This window comes from Actinomadura sp. DC4 (assembly GCF_030406325.1).
Taxonomy (GTDB): Bacteria; Actinomycetota; Actinomycetes; order Streptosporangiales; family Streptosporangiaceae; genus Actinoallomurus.
Window position 1 is genome coordinate 50871 of sequence record NZ_JAUEQY010000027.1, and the last position, 16266, is coordinate 67136.

Here is a 16266-nt window from a genome sequence, read left to right on the forward strand (position 1 = left end):
CGCCGTGACCGGTGACGAGCACCTCGATCTCACCGAGCGGCTCCGCCGCCAGGTGACGCGGCTCGAACGCGTCCTGGCGGCGGACGCACGGCTGCCGGTCGAGTTCGAAGAGACGCATCTGCCGGCCTGGCTGCGCCCGACGGAGGGCGAGCAGCGGCTCACGGTGTCGCTGGCGGTGCTGGCGGCGATCGCGCTGCAGGTCGTGCTGCCCAGCGAGTTCGCCCTCCGGCCGCACCTGCTGCTGCCCGCGTTGGAGGTCGCGCTGCTGATCGGGCTGTTCGCGGCGAACCCGGTACGGATCACCCGGGAGTCGAGGCTGCTGCGGAGCACCAGCCTGAGCATGATCGCCGTGATCAGCCTGGGCAACGCGATCTCGGCGGTCCTGCTCGTACGGCACCTGGTCGACGGCAGCGCCGGGAACAGCGCGGGCACGCTGTTGGCCACCGGCGCGACGATCTGGGGGACGAACGTCATCACGTTCGCCCTCTGGTACTGGGAGCTGGACCGCGGTGGCCCGGCCGCCCGCGCCAAGGGCGGCAATCCCTATCCGGACTTCCTGTTCACCCAGATGACCGCGCCCGAGCTCTCACCGCCGAACTGGGAACCCGCCTTCCTCGACTACCTGTACCTGTCGTTCACCAACGCGACCGCGTTCAGCCCCACGGACGTGATGCCGCTCCGCCGCTGGGCGAAGATGCTGATGCTCTGCCAGTCGGCGGTCTCGATCGTGGCGGTCGCCCTGGTCATCTCCCGCGCGGTGAACATCTTCAAGTAGCGGCGGTCAGCTCTGCTGGACCGGGCTCGTGCTCTGGCGCCAGTGGACCCTGGGGCTCAGGGCCCGCGGCCGGACGCGGTGCGCGTGCCGCTTGGCGACGTCGAACAGGGAGGTGATCAAGGTGTCCGACAGCAGGTGGGGTACGAGCCCGAGGTCGACCAGGCCGGTGTGGGTGACGTTGTAGTAGTGCTCCTCGCGCTCGACCCGCGGGTTGTCGAGGCGGGTGATCTCGACGTCGTTCGGAAAGCATTCGGCGACCGTCTCGGCGATCCGGCGGACCGACAGCGACTGCGTCATCTGGTTGAAGACCCGGAACTCCCCGGCCGCGGCCGGGTTCTCACAGGCCAGTTGCACACACCGTACGGTGTCCCGGATGTCCAGGATGCCGCGCGTCTGCCCGCCGGTCCCGTAGACCGTCAGCGGGTGCCCGAGCACCGCCTGGATGACGAAGCGGTTGAGGACCGTGCCGAACACCGCGTCGTAGTCGAACCGCGTGGCGAGCCGGTCGTCCAGCACCGTCTCCGGCGTCTGCTGCCCGTACACCACGCCCTGGTTGAGGTCGGTCGCCCGCAGGCCCCAGATCCGGCAGGCGAACTCGATGTTGTGGCTGTCGTGCACCTTGGACAGGTGGTAGAAGGAGCCCGGCCGCTTGGGGTAGAGCACGCGGTCCCGGCGGCCGTTGTGCTCCACCTCCAGCCACCCCTCCTCGATGTCGATGTTCGGCGTGCCGTACTCGCCCATCGTGCCGAGCTTGACCAGGTGGATGTCCCGGTCGATCTCGGCGATGGCGTAGAGGAGGTTCAGTGTCCCGGTCACGTTGTTGACCTGGGTGTACACCGCGTGCTTGCGGTCGATCATGGAGTACGGCGCCGCGCGCTGCTCGGCGAAGTGCACGACCGTGTCGGGGCGGAACGCGCGGAGCGTCCCGTACGTGAAGTCGGCGTCGGTCAGGTCGCCGACGTGGACCTCGATCGTCTTGCCGGTCACCGAGTGCCAGACCTCGGCGCGGGTCTGCAGCGACTCGATGGGCACGAGGCTGTCCACGCCCATCTCCAGGTCGTACTGGCGCCGGACGAAGTTGTCGGCGACCGCGACCTCGTGACCGCGCTGGGAGAGATGGAGCGCGGTCGGCCAGCCGAGGTAGCCGTCACCGCCAAGGACGAGGATCCGCATGCGTCATCTACCTGTCTGCCCGGCTCGTTGGCCTCCGGACACGCTTTTTCGCACGTCCGGCCATGGTTGAACTCGCGTTCGCCCACCACACCACCCGGACCTCCAGGCATCCTGAGAGGTTTCGCCGTGATGGCTGAGCGAGACTGCCACGGGTGCTCACTGCCCCTAACCTGGACCGACGATGCGTTCACCGACCGATGCGATGCGCGGCCCGCTGGGCCGGACCCTGGCCCGATACTTCGTCGGGTCGGTCCTCGCGATGATCGTCAGTGAGGTCACTCTTCTTCTCGTGTACGGCCTGCACCTCGGCGGCGCGCGGCTCGCGGCGGCGGCGGCCTGGCTCGGCGGCGCGATCGTCAACTACTTCCTCAACCGTAACTGGGCCTGGCGGCGCCGCGGGCGCGCCCACCCCGGCCGGGAGCTCCTGCCGTACTGGGGCACCGCCGTGGCCGGCCTGCTGCTGTCGATCTGGGCGACGCACGAGGCCGGGGCGCTCGCGCCGCGGCTCAGCGACGACCACACCGTCGCGACCGCCCTGGTCGGCGCGGCCTACCTCGCCACGTACGGGTTCCTCTTCGTCGCCAAGTTCCTGCTGTTCCACTTCGTGATCTTCACTGATCGGCGGCCGACGCGAGACCACTCGTGACCGGTCTCGTCCTCCTCGCCGCCCTGGTCCTGGCCGTCGTCGCCGAACGGCGCGACTGGGCACCGTCCGCGAGGACGGCGCTGCTGACCGGCGCCGTCCTGCGCCTCGCCCTGGTCCTGCTGACGGCCGGCGACCCGGCACAGCCCTACGACTTCGCCCACGACTTCCGGCAGACCGCGGAGAACATCCTCACCGGGCACGATCCGGTGCTGAGCATCCGCGAGGGCGGCTGGCACTTCCTGCCACTGATGGCCTACCTTTTCGCCGGGGCGCTGCGCCTGGGCGAGCTGCTCGGCGTCTCCTGGGGCGTCATGGGCCGGCTGGTCACGGTCACGGCCGACCTCGTGCTCGTCCCACTGGTGGGGCGGCTCGCGCCCGAGCGGCGGGCGCTGCGCCGCTTCCAGTACGCCTGCGCGCCGCTCGCCCTGATGATCAGCGGCATCCACGGCCAGATCGAGCCGGTCGCGCTGGCCTTCGGCGTGGCCGCGCTCCTGGCCGCACGACGGCACCGCCCCGGAGCGGCCGGGCTGCTGCTCGGCCTGGCCGTCACGGCGGGGAGCTGGCCCGTGCTCCTGGCCCCCGGCGTGCTGGTCGCGCTCGGCACGGCCCGCCGCCGGCTCGCCGCGCTGGTGCCGGCCGTCGCCGTCCCCGCCGTGTTCTTCCTGACCACACCGCTGGTCGTCGGCGAGAGCCCGCGGTTCCTGACGCCGGCCGCCAAGGAGCTGCTCTCCACCCGCCCGGTCGTCGGCGACTGGGGCTGGACTCCGTGGTTCACCGGCGGCGCCGAGGCCCTCTCCCCGGCGCTCGCCAAGGCCGGCACCGTGCTGCTGGTCCTCGGCCTGCTCGCCGCCGGCTACGTGTGGCGGCGCGCCGAACCCGCCGACCTGACGATGGCCCTGCTCATGGCGTTCTTGCTGGTCACCGCGCGGTTCGGCAGTCAGTACCTCGTCTGGGCACTGCCGTACCTCATCGCCCGCCCGACCAGGCGCGCCTGGCCCGCGATGGTGGCGATGAGCCTGTGGGCCGCCTTCGGCTACCTCCACATGATGCGCCTGAGCCACGACGGCTGGGTCGACGTGCACGCCTGGTGGTCCTGCTCCTCGGCCGTGGTCGTCCTCCTGATCCTCTGGGCACTGCCGTGGTCCCGCCGCGCGCCCGCGTCCGGGGAGTGCGGCCCGCCGCGGTCCGAGGACCGCGGCGGGCCTCCTCTCACGAGGTCAGCGCCCGGCCGGTCAGACACATCCACGCGTCGAGCCTGGACTCCTTCACCTCGACCCGGACCCGGCGGAATCCGTCCGCGTCACCGTGCTTGACGACGCTCTCCCAGACGAACGTGGAGACGATGACCCCCAGGTTCGCCGCCGTCTCGGCGAGAGTGCGCTTCAGGACCGGGGCGTCGAGCAGCCGTGCCGCGCAGATGATCGCCTCACCGGAGAGCCCCATGACGTCCGTGACCACCGGTCCGACGTGGACGGCGAGCCGGAGCTGGATACGTACGGGCTCGCTCGACCGGCGGTTGTGGCGCCTCAGCGCCACGGCGAGTCGGCCGGGCAGGCCGTCCAGGACGGCCGTCGTGGGGATGCGGGGCGGCACGATGATCAGCAGGCCGTCCCCGCGGTCCTCCCAGTGGCAGGACTCCCACGAGATCCCCGCGTCCTCGAACGCGGCGCGGGTCATGTCGAACAGCTCCCGCCGGACGATCCGGCGGTCCTCGTCGTTGCGCACCTCGGCGCCGAACCCCGCGACGTCGGTGAAGACGATGGTGCAGTTCTCCCCGTTGAACGACTCGCCGCCCGCTCCGGCCGGACCCTCGTGCGCCCGCCGCTCGGGGTGCGGAACGTGCTGCGGCGTGGTGAGCCGTTCGTAGACCTGGCCCTCCACGATGTCGAGGACGCGAGGGTAGGCGCCGACGAACTCGGCGAAGTCCTCGGTCCGAACGACGTAGGCCCGTACGGTCTCCAGCGCGATCACGCTCGCGGAGCGCAGGTTCACCTGCAGCGCCGCACGCTCGCCGACCAGCTGTCCGGGCCCGCGCTCGGCGATGAGCCACTTCGCGCGCCCCGCGCCGACGCAGATCTTGGTCCAGCCCGACCGGATCAGGATGACGTGGTCGGCCGTCTCCCCCTCGCGGAACAGAGTCGCTCCCCGGGCGAAGCTGCGTTCGCGCGCCATCGACACGAACGCCTCCTTCTCGGCCTCGTCGAGCGAGGACCAGAAGGACGTGGTGGTGGACGGCGGCGTGCCCTCGTCGCGCGGGCTCTCGAACGGCGTCAGCCGTACGACGGCATGGGCGGCGCAGGCGGCGATGATCACGGCGGCGGCGATGGCCAGGCCGGCGACACCCGCCAGGATGCAGCATCCGAGCAGCGCGCCGGTGACGATCAGCAGGCCACCCAGAGTGGTGGCCGGGGAAACCGGCCGGGCGGCCGGTCCCGGGCGGTGCTTTCGCTCGACGGTAAAACGCGGGATGGCTGAGAATATCGACTGACGCCCCTGAGACAGTGCGTCGAAAGTTTCGCCGACAGTGTTACTGCTGGTTCGAACGGAGTAATGCCTAGGCATCGCTTATCCCCTGAGTGTTCGAAACGTGTCGAGCCGCGGCGTCGGACGCCGATCTACGGCGTTATTGCAGGTCTCAGTGATCGCGGATGTCCAAAGGTAATAGCCCCTTGGTGCGCACCCTGTTCGCGGCTAGACTTGGGGGAGTCCGTCAGGACGTTTTTCCTGGTCAGCGTAGACGTGGAGCGAGTTACCGCGCTTTCGTACGTCGCACGCAGCCGTGCCGGCGAGAAGCACTCTTCCGAGTGTCCGTCGCCATTGCGGCAAGATCCTGGATTAGTCGTCCTGCGGTCTGGATGGGGTCGCCCCTTCTTCCGCGGTCCATGTGGCTGGTGACCGAGTGACCGGGGAAGGTCGGGCGACCTCGTTTTTTGTTGTGCGAGTGTCTTTTCCTCGTGCCGATCGTCACGGCCTCCCGCATTTCGGTACGGCTTTTAATCAGTTAGGCGCTGACCGAAGAGAGCGCCGCCCCGTCTTGCCGCCCCACCCCGGCTTCGGTGACTCTCGGTCAGGAATATTTGAGCCTAACATGGTACTTCGTAACGTGCTAGCACGAGATGGTGCACTATGACACCTTGCACATTAGATGTTTTACGCGAGCGAGCACAGGGGGAACCGGCCGTCGGCCACCTGTCCACCTGCGACCTGTCGGGCAGGGCTCGCCGAACGCGCCGACGCCCCGGCGAGGGCTGTTCTGTGGACCGATGGTATCCACTAGAATGCCATGACGCATTTCGCTGGGAATCATCTTGACCGCTTTGACTACGGAGTGTAAGGAATTATCATGGCCACCGACCAGGGACCAGTCGTCCAGAGTGCCCTACTCCGTAGTGATCTGACGCGTCTACGCAAGGAGAAGCGGCTGACCCAGGAGATGGTCGCGAGAGAGCTGGAGTGGTCCCCGTCGAAGCTGATCCGGGTCGAGGGCGGACGCAGTGCGATCACAAAAACCGACCTTGACGCGCTGCTCACGCACTACGAGGTCACCTCGGCGGACCAGCGCGAACGCCTTCACACGCTCAACCGAGGTGCACGCGAGGCGGCCTGGTGGTCCAAGTACAGAGGCGAGATCTCCGTGCCGTACCTGAGTTTCGTCGGGTACGAGGCCGGGGCGGCGTTCGTCCGCCAGTTTCAGGGGGCGGTCATTCCCGGCCTGCTCCAGACGCTGGAGTACGCCGAGGTGCTCACCTCTGGCAGCGTGGACCCCATGCGGGTCGCCCCGGTGGTCAAGCTGCGCATGGAACGCCAGGTCGAGCTCGCCAAGCGCGCCAACCCTCCGCGCCAGTACTACGTCGTCGACGAGGCGGCGATCCGGCGGCATGTCGGGATCAAGAAGGATCCGTCGGTCATGCCCGATCAGCTGCGGCACGTCGTCGACGTCGTGGAGCGGGACGAGCGCGTCAGCTTCCGGGTGATCCCTTTCAGTGCCGGCGCGCACATGGGGATGCTGGGTTCGTTCACGCTGCTGGAGTTCGACGGAGACCTCCCGGACGTCCTCCACCTCGAGCGGCGGGGAGAGTCGGAGAATCTCGTGACCGGCGAGGACCCGCAGATCGTGGAGTGCGCCGACGCCTTCGAGTCCATGCTCGGCGAAGAGGCGCTCTCCGACGAGGAGTCGTTGGAGTTCGTCCGCTCCGTGGCGGAGGAGATGTCATGATTTATCGCCTGTCGTCATTTGCATTTTCCGGCTGATCGAAAACCTCCGACGGCCCAGGCCGGCCCGGTGATCAACGTGATCTTGTGATCATCTGTGGGTCGGCTAAAGCCCAGCCGTTACACTCATGTTCGGGGAAATATCCCGACTGAGGTGTTTCCCCGGGCAACCGCGTAGTTCTTCGCCGAAGACCTCGCGTGGTGGCTGCGGCGAATGGAGGCTCGTCGGATGGCTGTTCAGTCGAACTGGTATCTCGCGATCACCTGGCGTAAGAGCACTTTCTCCGGGGAAAGTGCCGACTGTGTGCAGGTCGCGCGGTACGAACGACCTGCCCCGGCCGGTTCCCCGCGTGAGGACTTCGGGCCGGAGGCTCAGTCGCCTGAGAGTTAGTGCGTTTCTCTGAACGGAGGATCGGTAGCGTTCTGTCAGTCAACGCATAATGTTTCTTGACCAGATAGGTCAGGACGCTCGGTGGGGGCGCTCGCGCCACCAGGTGCCCGCGACCACGCGGGTGTAGCGCCAGCCGTACAGCACGTTGTGGCCCTTCTTGCTCTCCCCGGCCGTACGGCGCAGCATCGAGCCCGGCACCTCCAGCACCCGGTGACCGCGGGCGATGACGCCGATGAGGAGTTCGGCCGACTGGTACTGCGGCTGGCGCAGCCGGACCTCGCCGGTGATCCCGGCGCGCATCGCGCGCAGGCCGAAGGACGTGTCGGTGACCCGCTGCCCGCTCAGCCGGCTCATCACCCACGCGAACACACGGACACCCAGATGGCGGACGAGGTCGTCGGTCTCCTGGTGCCCGAGCCGCCGCGAACCGGTGACGAAGTCGGCCTCGCCCCGTACGACGGGGGAGAGGACCGCCGGGATCTCGGCCGGGTCGTACTGCCCGTCGGCGTCGATGGTGACGATGTAGGACGCGCCCGTCGCGCGCGCCAGGGAGTAGCCGAGCCGTAGTGCCGCGCCCTGCCCCCGGTTGACCGGCACGTCGCAGACCAGGGCGCCGTGCTTGCGCGCGACGGCCGCCGTGTCGTCGTCCGAACCGTCCACGACCACGATCGTGCACGCCGGGAGCCCGCACAGCGTGGCCGGGATCGCGCCGACGACGTCGCCGATGCTGCCCTCCTCACGGTAGGCCGCCATGATCACGGCGACCGGGGCCAGCGACGTGCCGTACTCGGCGGTGAACTCCTGCCGCGCCCGCTCGTCCACGTTCATCGGACCGTCCCCGGCGCGAACTCCGGCCACGCGGTGGCGAGCCCCGAGGCGAGCGTGTGCCGGGGGGAGTAGCCGAGCGCGCGGGCGGCGGAGATGTCCAGGACGACGGCCGGCATCTCGCCCGGTTCGGCGGGCACGTGGGAGACCGGGATCGGCGCGCCGGTGACCGTACGGGCCGCCTCCACCAGGTCGTTCACCGACTTCGACCGGCCGGAGCCGACGACCAGCGGGCCGCCGTGCCCGGTGCGCAGCGCGAGCAGGATCGCCTGCACCACGTCGTCCACGTGCACGTAGTCGCGCAGCTGGGTGCCGTCGCCGTAGATCTGCACGCCGCGGCCCTCGGCGGCGGCCCGCATCAGCCGCGGGACGAAGCTGTCCTTGTGCGCCATGCCGGGCCCGTACACGTTGGCGAACCGCAGTGCCGCCCCGGTCAGCCCGTAGCTCGCGGAGTAGCCGCTGAGCAGCATCTCCGCCGCCGCCTTGGTCGAGCCGTACGGCGTCAGCGGCCGCAGCGGGACGTCCTCGCCGATGGGCCGCGCGTCGACGTCACCGGTCACCGCGTTGGTGGAGGCGAGGAGGAAACGCCCGGTGCCGTGGCGGCGGGCGAGTTCGAGGAGGCCGGCCGTGACCTCGACGTTCATCCGGTGTGTACCGACCGGATCGTCCATGGACCGCAGCACCGAGGTCACCGCGGCGAGATGAACGATCACCTCGGTCTCGCCGGTGACGGCGGCGTCACGTACGGTGGGATCGGTGAGGTCACCGGCCACGGTCCGCACCCGCGGGTCCGGAAACTCCCGGTGGTCGGCCACGGTGACCGTCGCGCCCTCATCCAGCAACGCACGCACCAGGCGGCTGCCGATGAACCCCGAGCCCCCGGTCACCAGCGTCCGTGTTCCCCGCACGCGGTCCTCCTCCGTCACTCGCTCCACCCCCGGATCGCAGCAACGGTATCCGAACCGCTCGCCGCGACCTGATCGAGACATTCGTTTGGCTTAACAACGGATCTGGAGGGCAAGAGAGGGGCGCATCGGTACAAACGAACAGGAGTTCGCGATATGCATGTCACCGGGATCGTCATGGCGATCATCATTGGTCTCATCATCGGCGTACTTGGCCGCCTCGTCGTGCCGGGCCGCCAGAGCATTCCGATCTGGCTGACGATCGTCATCGGTATCGTCGCCGCGCTCATCGGTACCGCCATCGCGGGCGCCCTCGACGTGGCCGACACCAAGGGCATCGACTGGATCGAACTGCTCATCCAGGTGGTCGTCGCCGGAGTCGGAGTCTCGCTCGCGGCGGGCCTCTATGGCAGAAGAAGGTAAACAGGCCGCTGACGGCCCGGAGCCCGATCCCGGCTCCGGGCCCGCGCCGGGCGCCGACTCCACGTCGGAGCCCGGCGCTCGCTCGGTTCCGGAGCGCGACCCCTACTTCGACAACGCGAAGTTCCTGGCCGTCGCGCTCGTGGTGGTCGGCCACGCCTGGGAGCCGCTGCGGAGCGCCGCCGTCGGCGGACGGGCGCTGGGGGCGGCGCAGTCGTTCATCTACGCGTTCCACCTGCCGGTCTTCATCGTCATGTGCGGATATTTCTCCCGCGGTTTCAGCCGCTCGCGAGACCGGACCCGCAAGCTCGTGGCCGCGATCGTGGTCCCATACGTGATCTTCAGCGTCACCTACGTCGTCTACACCGAACTGCTCGCGGGCCGTCACATGACCTGGGACCCGCTGGAGCCGTACTACCTGACCTGGTTCCTGCCGGCGCTGCTGGCCTGGCGGCTGTCGGTGCCGCTGTGGCAGCAACTGCGCCTGCCGGCGGCGGCGGCGCTGGCCGTCCTCATCTGGCTCTTCGCCGGTTTCGTCACGCTTCCGCGCATGCTGGACGTGGTCCAGGTGCTGTCGTTCCTGCCGTTCTTCGTCGCCGGCCTGGTCCTGAGTCCGCGCCACTTCGCGCTGCTGCGGAGGCCGGCCGCCCGTGTCGCGGGCGCCGTCGTCCTGGTGGCCGGGCTGATCGCCGCGTACGGGCTGGAGACCTTCGTCGACCCGGAATGGGTGCACTGGCGGCGCAGCTTCGCCCAGCTCGGCGTCGGCGCGCCGTCCGGGGTCGGCTTCCGCGTCCTGGCCCTGGCCGCGGCGGTGGTGCTGACCACGGCCTTCCTGGCGGTGGTCCCCGCCCGGCGCACGTGGTTCAGCGGGCTCGGCGCGGCCTCGATGTACGCCTACCTGCTGCACGGCTTCGTGACGCTGTTCCTGTCCTACCAGGACTGGTACTACCGGATCTCCGGCTGGGAGGTGCCGGCGCTGACGCTCGGCTGCGTCGCGCTCGCGGTGGCCCTGATGACCACCCCGGTACGCTTGGCGTTCCACTGGGCGGTGGAGCCCCGCCTCGGCTGGCTGTTCAAGCCCTGAGCCTCCGCCGGAAAGCGGCATTCCTGCCCCTGCCCTGTTCGCTTCGGGTCCGGCTCACCAAACGTGGGGGAGGAGCCGAGCGCGGCCTGCTGCGAACTCGCGGTATCGGTCGCCAAGGGCGGCGGTCAGTGCGTGCTCCTCGATCCGCAGACGGTGGATCAGGGCGATCAGTACCAGGACGACCGCGCCGGCGGCGCTGAGCCAGTTTCCCACCATCAGGCCAGCGCCGGCGAAGGCGAGTAGGAGACCGGTGTAGCTCGGGTGCCGCAGGACCCGATAGGGGCCGCGGGTCACGACGGGCTGGTCTTCACTGGTCTCGAGTACGACGGTGAAGTACTTCCCCAGGCTCGCGAACGACCACCAGCGCAGCAGCAGGCCGAGCCACCCGACCGCCACCCCGAGCCCGAACAGGAATACACCACCACCGATGACCGCGGTCGGAGCGACGGCCCGGCCGAGGGGCAGCAGCAGGATCCCGGCGAAGAACAACGCCCTGAACACGATCTCCGCCCGCAGATTGACGCGCGTCGCACCGTGACGTGACCGGACAGCCTGCACGAGTTCGCCGGCCAGGAAGGCGCCGACACTGACGAGGAAGACGACGCGCGCCGGACTCGACAGCTCTTCGTACGGCATCGGCACGACGCCAGTGTCATCCACGCGTGCCACCGCGGGCAACCCGTTCGCCTGATGGCCGGGGCATCGCACCAGATCCAGACTGTTGACGTAGTGTAATCGAATGACTACATTCCGTGTTGGAATGTTGTAGTGACACAACCCCCTGGAGATGGTCATGACCACGCAAGAACACGCCGGTCGTTTCATTCTCAAGGTGACCGGCCTGGCGCTGGGCACCCTTCTCGCCGCCGCCGCACCCCTGGCCCTGATCAACACCGCCCACGCCGCCGGACCGGCCATGTGCCTGGACGTCGGTCACGGCCGCACGAACGGTGAGCCGGCCAAGATCTGGCAGTGCGCGACCGCCGGGCATCCCAATCAGACGTTCGTGATCGACCGGGGCGCGATCAAGGTCGCCGAAACCGTCGGCACTCACAGAGAGATGTGCCTGGACGTCGGTCACGCCCGCGCCAACGGTGAGCGGGCCAAGATCTGGCAGTGCGCCACGGCCGGGCATCCCAATCAGACGTTCGTCATCGACCGGGGCGCGATCAAGGTCGCCGAAACCGTCGGCACTCACAGAGAGATGTGCCTGGACGTCGGCCACCGTCGCGCCAACGGCGAGCCGGCCAAGATCTGGCAGTGCGCGACCGCCGGGCATCCCAATCAGACGTTCGTCATCGACCGAGGCGCGATCAAGGTCGCCGACACCCTGGCTTGACCGGTCTCTCGTCTCTGTCGATCCCGCCTGGGACGGAGCGGTGACCGGAGACACCGCCGATGCCCGGTAGCCGTCGGTTGCCGGGCATCGGCGCCTCCCCCATCATCGACATGGAGCCCTGTCCCTGCCCTGGTCATCTCCGGCGTCCGACGGTCAGGTAGCCGACGAAGGTCGCGGTCAGGCGGGGGTGGCCGAGGGACTCCAGCCGGTGCCGTACGCGGGTGAGGAACTCGGTTCGCCGCTCCTCACCGAGCGCCTGGGTGCCCGACTGCGTCGCCAGGTTGGTGAGGTAGTCATCGGCGCTGTAGGGCACCTGAAAGGGGTAGCGCAGGCTCGCCACCTCCTCGAAGAGGCCCCCGGCCTCGGGCGGGAAGTGCCACGGGCCGATCCCCTCGGGAGGAGGCGGCGGGTCGCCCTCGAACCCCACGGCCCGGTAGTCCTCCTGCACGTCCGTCCAGAAGGGTTCGGCGCCGGCGGGGCGTGCCCAGAAGCAGCCGGCCACGGCCATGGCGCCCCCGGGCCGCAGCAGCTCGGCGGGCCGGGAGTAACGGAGCCGCGGGTCGACCCAGTGCAGGGAGTTGACCGCCACCACCGCGGCGGCCGGCGTGTCCGGCGGTGACCAGTCCTCGAACGCGCAGGTCACCACCTCGGCGGCGGGGAACGCGGCCAGCCGTTCGCGGGCGATCGCCGCCAGGCCGGCGCCCAGCTCGACGGCGGTCACGGCCAGCCCGCGCTCGGCGAGCGGCACGGTCGCCTGCCCGGTACCGCAGCCGATCTCGATCACCCGGTCACCCGCCCGGAGCCCGGCCCGCTCGACCAGGTCGTCGAACAGAGAGGGCGGGCAGACCGGCCTGGTGCGCTCGTAGTCCTCCGCCGCCGTGTCGAACCCCGCGCGCAGGATCTCGCGTTTCACATGTCTCCATTTCCCTATAAAAACGCTATTTCCGATATGCCTAGTCGGAAATTGCCCATTTCAGCGAGCCTTCATATTCGAGGCGGCTTGAACAAGAGATTCTTCGTAAATTCTCATCCAAGTTTCAGGTCCGATCCTTAACGTAGAGCAAATGAATGCGCCGGAACGTCCCATCTTCGTGGTCGGCTGTCCTCGGTCTGGTACGACCATGCTGCAGCTCATGCTGCACGCCCACCCGAGGATCGCGATTCCGCCCGAAACGCGCTTTCTCATGGCCGCGTACGACGCCCGGTGCGACTTCGGCGATCTCGCCGAGGAGGCCAACCGCCTGGCGCTCGCCCGCTGGATCGTCGACCGGAAGAAGACGCGCTTCGGCGACCTCGGGCTCGACGGTGAAAAGGTGGTCCAGGAGATCGTCGCCGGGCCGCCGACACTCGGCTCGGCCCTGGCGATCGTGCTGCGCGCGTACGCCGCGAGGTTCGGCAAGCCCCGCTGGGGAGACAAGCGGCCCGGCTATTTCCAGCGGATTCCGGCCCTGCTGCGCATGTTCCCCGACGCCCAGGTGGTCCAGCTCGTCCGCGACGGGCGGGACTGCGTCGCGTCGCTGAAGGAGATGGACTGGTACAAACAGGACGCCTTTCATGCCCTCTCGACCTGGGTGGAGTCGATCGAGGCGGGGGAGCGGGCGGCCAAGACGCTCGGCCCCGGCGCCTACCACCGCATGTACTACGAGCGGCTCATCGGCGACCCGGGCACCGAGCTGAAGTCGCTCTGCGCGTTCCTCGGCGAGGACTTCGACCCGGCCATGTGCGAGCCCGAGCAGATCGCCGCCGTAGCCGTACCCGGCCGCAAGGTCTGGCACCAGCGCACCCACGACGAGATCACGACCGCCCGCTCCGGCACCTGGCGCACGCGGCTGACGCCCGCCGAGATCGCGCTGTGCGAGTCGGTCGCGGGTGACCTGCTGCGCGAGCACGGCTATGAGATCTCCGGCACCGGCCGGCCCGAACGCGGCGACCACGCCCGCTACCGGCGCGTCGCCGCGCATCGCCGGCTCGCCACCCGCAAGCGCGAGATCCTCGATCTCGTACGCCGCCGCACCGAGCCCTCCGACGTGACCGCGCGCCTCACCGGCTGATCGGTCAGGAATCGAGAAGCGGGGCCACGGGCCCGCGATTAGCGTCATGACCATGGCTTCCATCGAATCCGTCGCCCTTGAGGTGACCGACCCCAGCACCGGTTTCCACTCCTCCGCCTTCGGACTCGGTCCCGAGGTGCGCCTGCGGGCGTCGGACGTACCCACGACCGGTTTCCGCGGTTTCACGCTGTCGCTCACGGTGTCGCGGCCGTCCACCGTCGACGCGCTCGTCGGCGCCGCCGTGGACGCCGGCGCGTCGACGCTGAAGCCGGCCACGAAGTCGTTCTGGGGGTACGGCGGCGTCGTACAGGCCCCGGACGGGACGATCTGGAAGGTCGCGACCTCGGCGAAGAAGGACACCGGCCCGGCCACCCGTGAGATCGACCAGATCGTGCTGCTGCTGGGGGTCGAGGACGTGGCCGCGAGCAAGCGGTTCTACGTGGAGCACGGCCTCACCGTGGGGAAGAGCTTCGGACGCAAGTACGTCGACTTCGCCATGCCGTCGAGCCCGGTCAAGCTGGGCCTGTACGGGCGCCGCGCCCTGGCCAAGGACGCGGGTGTCCCTCCCGAGGGCACCGGTTCGCACCGGCTGACGATCGGCGGCGACGCGGGGTCGTTCACCGATCCGGACGGGTTCGCGTGGGAATCAGTTTGAAACGCCGACGAGAGGACGTCTGTCATGTGTCACCCCTCGTGGGCACGCGCGCTGACCGCGGCGCAGCGCCGGGACGACCTCGCGCGGCTGCGTCGCGTACGGGACCGCATCGACCGGGAGTACGCCCAGCCGCTCGACGTGGAGGCGCTGGCCCGTGACGCGCACATGTCGGCGGGGCACCTCAGCCGCCAGTTCCGGCTGGCGTACGGGGAGGCGCCGTACGGTTATCTGATGACGCGGCGTATCGAGCGCGCGATGGCGCTGCTGCGCCGCGGCGACCTGACCGTGACGGAGGTGTGCTTCACGGTGGGCTGCTCGTCGCTGGGCACGTTCAGCACCCGGTTCACCGAACTGGTCGGCGTGCCACCGAGCGTGTACCGGCGCGAGGCGGCCGCGACGGAGGGGATGCCGCCGTGCGTGGCGAAGCAGGTGACCCGGCCGGTCAGGAACCGGGAGCCCCAGCCGGCCTGACCGGTGTCCAGAGTCGTCCGGCGTGACGTCGTTGCACGAGCCGCCTCTGTTCGCGGCCCTGGCCGCGATCACCCCGTCGACGAGGGGCCACGACGGGTACTTGCCCGAACGTACGCCGGCTCGACGCGCAGGGCCTGGACTCGACGGTCTACGCCTTCCGCGGACCGGCGTACGGCCCGTTCGCGCGGGAGTGTCACGGCGCGAACGGCGGCCGATCCCGCACTAGGGTTCCCGCATCCGGGATCTGAGCACGTCGAATTCGCACCCCGGCGCGTCCGGATCGAAGCCGTGCTCGATCAGCCAGCGCGACGCCACCAGGCTGCGCAGTGACCACCAGCCGCGGATCACCTCCCGGTCCGCGCCGGCGCCGTAGCCGGCGAGCAGGTCGTCCAGGCGTTCCTCGTGCCCGAGCGTCAAGGTGGCGAGGTCGAACATGGCGTCGCCGGGGGCGGCCTCGGACCAGTCGATGACGCCGGTGACCTCGTCGCCGTCGACGAACACATGGGTGATCTGCAGATCGCCGTGCGTGAACACCGGTTCCCACGGCCGGAGCGCGGCCTCGGCGAGCTCGCGGTTGCGCCGGATCACCTCGGCGGGCAGGACGGCGTTGGCGAGCAGCCACGCGCACTCGCCGTCGAGCTCCGCCGCCACGTCGGCGAGCCTGGGCCCCGGCCACGGCGGCAACGGCGCATCGTGCAGCCTCCGTACGGCGGCGCCCGCCGCGGCCCACGCCGCCGGCGACGCGGCCGACGGCTCGCCGAGGAGGCCGAGCGCCTTGCCGGGCACGGCGGCGATCGCGAGCACGGGCGGCTCGCGCCAGAGGATCGCCGGCGTCGGTATCGGCGCCATGGCCATGGCCCGCACCTCGACGTCGGCGTGCGCGGGATCGCCGTCGACCTTCAGGAACACGTCGCCGACGCGCAGCGTCGCGCGCTGGCTGTGGGCGACGACGACCTCGACCCCTTCCATACCGGCCATCCTGGCGGGGACGGCCGCCGATGTCGCCGGATTTAGCGGATGTCGGCACGCCGCCGGGCTTGATCCTCACGCGGCGTGAGGACGCATCGTTGCGCCGAGCGACCGGAAGTCGACGGCCGCGCTGCTGCTGGAGGCGTTGCGGGCGATCGGCGGGACCGGCCCGGAGAGCGAGCACGTCCTGCGCCGCCACCCGGACGCCGGCCAAACGGTATCGCCGCCCGGGGTCGCGATGCCTGGCGTGACGACCCGTCCGCGATGTCCGGGGAGCCTCCCGCCGTGGCCGGCGAATGGCGGGAGCCGGCCGACTACCTGAGCCTGGCCCGCGACAGCCCGGCCTGAAG

At 69.7% G+C, this 16266-nt stretch carries 17 protein-coding genes; 10 read left to right on the top strand and 7 right to left on the bottom strand.

Features of this window, described 5'->3' with window-relative positions:
- Positions 1–4: 4 nt before the first annotated feature.
- Positions 5–775, top strand: coding sequence for a hypothetical protein (locus QWU11_RS35125; RefSeq protein ID WP_290118815.1), 771 nt, complete (start codon positions 5–7; stop codon positions 773–775).
- Between the two features lie 6 nt (positions 776–781).
- On the opposite strand, the gene QWU11_RS35130 is transcribed toward QWU11_RS35125, so the two are convergent.
- Positions 782–1948 (bottom strand): NAD-dependent epimerase/dehydratase family protein, encoded by a 1167-nt coding sequence (locus QWU11_RS35130; protein ID WP_290118816.1) that lies wholly within the window; start codon positions 1946–1948, stop codon positions 782–784.
- A gap of 181 nt (positions 1949–2129) precedes the next feature.
- Here QWU11_RS35130 and QWU11_RS35135 point away from each other — a divergent pair, with 181 nt between their 5' ends.
- Positions 2130–2594, top strand: a complete 465-nt coding sequence (locus QWU11_RS35135) for a GtrA family protein (protein WP_290118817.1) — start codon at positions 2130–2132, stop codon at positions 2592–2594.
- Positions 2591–3907 (top strand): hypothetical protein, encoded by a 1317-nt coding sequence (locus QWU11_RS35140; protein WP_290118818.1) that lies wholly within the window; start codon positions 2591–2593, stop codon positions 3905–3907. The genes QWU11_RS35135 and QWU11_RS35140 overlap by 4 nt, the downstream gene beginning before the upstream one ends.
- Here the strand turns inward: QWU11_RS35140 and QWU11_RS35145 are convergent.
- Positions 3804–4907, bottom strand: coding sequence for a cyclic nucleotide-binding domain-containing protein (locus QWU11_RS35145; RefSeq protein ID WP_290118819.1), 1104 nt, complete (start codon positions 4905–4907; stop codon positions 3804–3806). The genes QWU11_RS35140 and QWU11_RS35145 overlap by 104 nt on opposite strands.
- 1030 nt (positions 4908–5937) lie before the next feature.
- Here QWU11_RS35145 and QWU11_RS35150 point away from each other — a divergent pair.
- Positions 5938–6810 carry a helix-turn-helix transcriptional regulator gene (locus QWU11_RS35150; protein WP_290118820.1) on the top strand — a complete coding sequence of 291 codons (873 nt, stop codon included), beginning with the start codon at positions 5938–5940 and terminating at the stop codon, positions 6808–6810.
- A gap of 456 nt (positions 6811–7266) precedes the next feature.
- On the opposite strand, the gene QWU11_RS35155 is transcribed toward QWU11_RS35150, so the two are convergent.
- Complete coding sequence (locus QWU11_RS35155) at positions 7267–8025, bottom strand: glycosyltransferase family 2 protein (RefSeq protein ID WP_290118821.1); 759 nt, start codon at positions 8023–8025, stop codon at positions 7267–7269.
- Entirely contained in the window at positions 8022–8930 is a 909-nt protein-coding gene (locus QWU11_RS35160) for an NAD-dependent epimerase/dehydratase family protein (protein ID WP_290118822.1), read from the bottom strand. The genes QWU11_RS35155 and QWU11_RS35160 overlap by 4 nt, the downstream gene beginning before the upstream one ends.
- A gap of 153 nt (positions 8931–9083) precedes the next feature.
- Here QWU11_RS35160 and QWU11_RS35165 point away from each other — a divergent pair, with 153 nt between their 5' ends.
- Both QWU11_RS35165 and QWU11_RS35170 read left to right on the top strand, forming a co-directional pair.
- The gene (locus tag QWU11_RS35165) at positions 9084–9350 is read left to right on the top strand and encodes a GlsB/YeaQ/YmgE family stress response membrane protein (RefSeq protein ID WP_290118823.1); all 267 of its coding nucleotides are present in this window, start codon (positions 9084–9086) and stop codon (positions 9348–9350) included.
- The gene (locus QWU11_RS35170) at positions 9334–10431 is read left to right on the top strand and encodes an acyltransferase family protein (RefSeq protein WP_290118824.1); all 1098 of its coding nucleotides are present in this window, start codon (positions 9334–9336) and stop codon (positions 10429–10431) included. The genes QWU11_RS35165 and QWU11_RS35170 overlap by 17 nt, the downstream gene beginning before the upstream one ends.
- Before the next feature lie 54 nt (positions 10432–10485).
- On the opposite strand, the gene QWU11_RS35175 is transcribed toward QWU11_RS35170, so the two are convergent.
- A complete protein-coding gene (locus QWU11_RS35175) occupies positions 10486–11067 on the bottom strand; it encodes an isoprenylcysteine carboxylmethyltransferase family protein (protein WP_290118896.1) in 582 nt (193 codons plus the stop codon).
- A 157-nt stretch (positions 11068–11224) separates the two neighbouring features.
- On the opposite strand from QWU11_RS35175, the gene QWU11_RS35180 reads away from it, so the two are divergent.
- Entirely contained in the window at positions 11225–11770 is a 546-nt protein-coding gene (locus QWU11_RS35180) for a ricin-type beta-trefoil lectin domain protein (protein WP_290118825.1), read from the top strand.
- Between the two features lie 133 nt (positions 11771–11903).
- Here the strand turns inward: QWU11_RS35180 and QWU11_RS35185 are convergent, their stop codons facing one another.
- The gene (locus QWU11_RS35185; protein WP_290118826.1) at positions 11904–12683 is read right to left on the bottom strand and encodes a class I SAM-dependent methyltransferase; all 780 of its coding nucleotides are present in this window, start codon (positions 12681–12683) and stop codon (positions 11904–11906) included.
- 151 nt (positions 12684–12834) lie between these two features.
- Between QWU11_RS35185 and QWU11_RS35190 the strand changes: the two genes are divergently transcribed.
- Genes QWU11_RS35190 through QWU11_RS35200 form a run of 3 tightly spaced genes read left to right on the top strand, consistent with a single transcriptional unit; the run spans position 12835 to position 14947 of the window.
- Positions 12835–13821, top strand: coding sequence for a sulfotransferase (locus QWU11_RS35190; protein ID WP_290118827.1), 987 nt, complete (start codon positions 12835–12837; stop codon positions 13819–13821).
- A 52-nt stretch (positions 13822–13873) separates the two neighbouring features.
- Positions 13874–14476: a glyoxalase gene (locus tag QWU11_RS35195; RefSeq protein ID WP_290118828.1), complete on the top strand. Its 603-nt coding sequence runs from the start codon at positions 13874–13876 to the stop codon at positions 14474–14476.
- 24 nt (positions 14477–14500) lie between these two features.
- Positions 14501–14947: a helix-turn-helix transcriptional regulator gene (locus tag QWU11_RS35200; protein ID WP_290118829.1), complete on the top strand. Its 447-nt coding sequence runs from the start codon at positions 14501–14503 to the stop codon at positions 14945–14947.
- Positions 14948–15169: 222 nt separating this feature from the next.
- Here the strand turns inward: QWU11_RS35200 and QWU11_RS35205 are convergent, their stop codons facing one another.
- On the bottom strand, positions 15170–15916 hold the full coding sequence (locus QWU11_RS35205; protein ID WP_290118830.1) for an aminoglycoside phosphotransferase family protein: 747 nt from the start codon (positions 15914–15916) through the stop codon (positions 15170–15172).
- Positions 15917–16266 lie beyond the last annotated feature (350 nt).